Source organism: Rhodoferax sp. (genome assembly GCF_039922535.1).
GTDB lineage: Bacteria > Pseudomonadota > Gammaproteobacteria > Burkholderiales > Burkholderiaceae_C > Rhodoferax_B.
Window position 1 is genome coordinate 1 of sequence record NZ_JBDTEM010000184.1, and the last position, 1,827, is coordinate 1,827.

The window sequence follows — 1,827 nt, forward strand, 5'->3', positions numbered from 1 at the left end:
TTTTTTGTACCCTCGCCCGGCCTATCGGCGCGCATGCCGCACAAAGACCTGCGCCACCTGCAGCAACCGGGCGCGGCTGAATCGGAGTCCGGTCAACAGCACCCGCCCTTCATAACCCTTGTAAAAAATGCGGTTCACCAAAGCGTTCAGCATGTTGACCGACCCAAAGTGCTGGCGGGCCAATGCCATATCCCGAAAGCGCAGCACCAGGCTGGTGGTGCTGCCGGAGGCATGCAAGCGCACAGCATCCACATCGGTCCAGGGAATGCTGCGCCCGCCGAGGTGGCGGTAGTCCAGGATGCCGAAGCGGTCCAGCACCAGCGCAGGCCCCTGCCAGAAAAAGTCGCGTACGCACTTCCAGGCGACCACCAGATAAGCCACCAGCCCCGGGGCGAACAAAACCGCGGCCCCTTGCATGGTCAGAAAATACGACAAACCGATGCATGCGTAGCCGGCACCCACCAGCACCAGCGTCGCCAGCACCAGCACGCCCAGCGCCCAAGCACGTGAGGTGTACATCGCCAAGGGCTCAGGCAGTGAAGTCGCTGAACGGACTGGGGCAGCCGCAAGCCGTGGCGGTAGTGGTGGTGGTGGTGGTAGGGGTGCCGTCTGTAGACCCGTGGGCGGTCGGGACACTGGCATGCTGCGCGGCTGGGGCGCAGGCGCGCCAGGGCGGAGCTCTTCGTCCTTCTCGTCTTCTTCATCCTCCTCGTCGCCATCCGCCAGGCCACGATGGGTAAAACCACGCCACCCAAACCACACCAGAAACACGCCAAAGACCGTCCAGCCAGCCACCAGCAGCACAAAGCCCAGCGGATGCGCGGCAAAGCGCACATCGGCCCCACCGCGCGCAAGCCCGCCAATCGCGCCCGCCCACAGCCCCTCTGCCGCCAGCTTCAGGCTGCCCAGGCCCAAGGCCAGTGCAAACAGGTTCGTGACCAGGTTTCCAAAAGAGTTCATCTATCCATCCTTGGCGTCGCCGATGGGCCACCCGGGGATTTGTAACAGGTTGCAGTAAATTTGGGCGAAAAAAAAGGGCTGGGAATCGCTTCCCAGCCCCTTTTACAGCCATGGTGGCAGGCCGTTACACCCCAAATGTGAATTGCCCCGGAGCCTGGATCGGATCCACATCCACCGGGATCACATCCTTGGGCAAGAACTTGCCTTCCAGCAGCAGCTTGGACAGCGGATTCTCAATGCGCTGCTGGATGGCGCGCTTCAAAGGCCGCGCGCCAAACACCGGGTCAAAGCCGACCTTGGCCAGCTCGGCGATGGCAGCAGGCGACACCTGCAGCGTCAGGTCCATCTTGGCCAAGCGTGCTTCCAGCACCTTGATCTGGATCGCGGCAATCGCCTCGATATTCTTCGCGTCCAGCGCGTGGAACACCACAGTCTCGTCAATCCGGTTCAGGAATTCTGGGCGGAAGTAGTTCTTCAGCTCGTCCTGCACCGCGTCCTTGATGTCCTCGTAGTCGCGCCCGACCATGGTCTGGATGATGGGCGAGCCGATGTTGCTGGTCATCACGATCACGGTGTTCTTGAAATCCACGGTGCGGCCCTGGCCGTCGGTCAAGCGGCCATCGTCCAGCACCTGCAACAACACGTTGAACACGTCGGGATGCGCCTTTTCCACCTCGTCGAGCAACAGCACGCTGTAGGGCTTGCGGCGCACGGCTTCGGTCAGGTAACCGCCCTCTTCATAACCCACGTAGCCGGGCGGCGCGCCGATCAGGCGGGCCACCGAATGCTTCTCCATGAACTCGCTCATGTCGATGCGGATCAGGTGGTCTTCCGAGTCAAACATGAAACCCGCCAGCGCCTTGCACA

Annotated in this window: 2 protein-coding genes; both read right to left on the minus strand. The window is 62.2% G+C overall.

Annotated elements, in window-relative coordinates; genetic code table 11:
* Positions 1–21: 21 nt before the first annotated feature.
* Positions 22–960 (minus strand): hypothetical protein, encoded by a 939-nt coding sequence (locus ABI213_RS08535; protein ID WP_348026750.1) that lies wholly within the window; start codon positions 958–960, stop codon positions 22–24.
* A gap of 124 nt (positions 961–1,084) precedes the next feature.
* On the minus strand, positions 1,085–1,827 hold a 743-nt coding region (locus ABI213_RS08540; RefSeq protein ID WP_348026752.1), incomplete at its 5' end, for an AAA family ATPase.

What these genes read in the sequence shown, in the direction of transcription:
- ABI213_RS08535 (WP_348026750.1), bottom strand. Translation starts at nt 960, where the DNA reads ATGAACTCTTTTGGAAACCTGGTCACGAACCTGTTTGCACTGGCCTTG.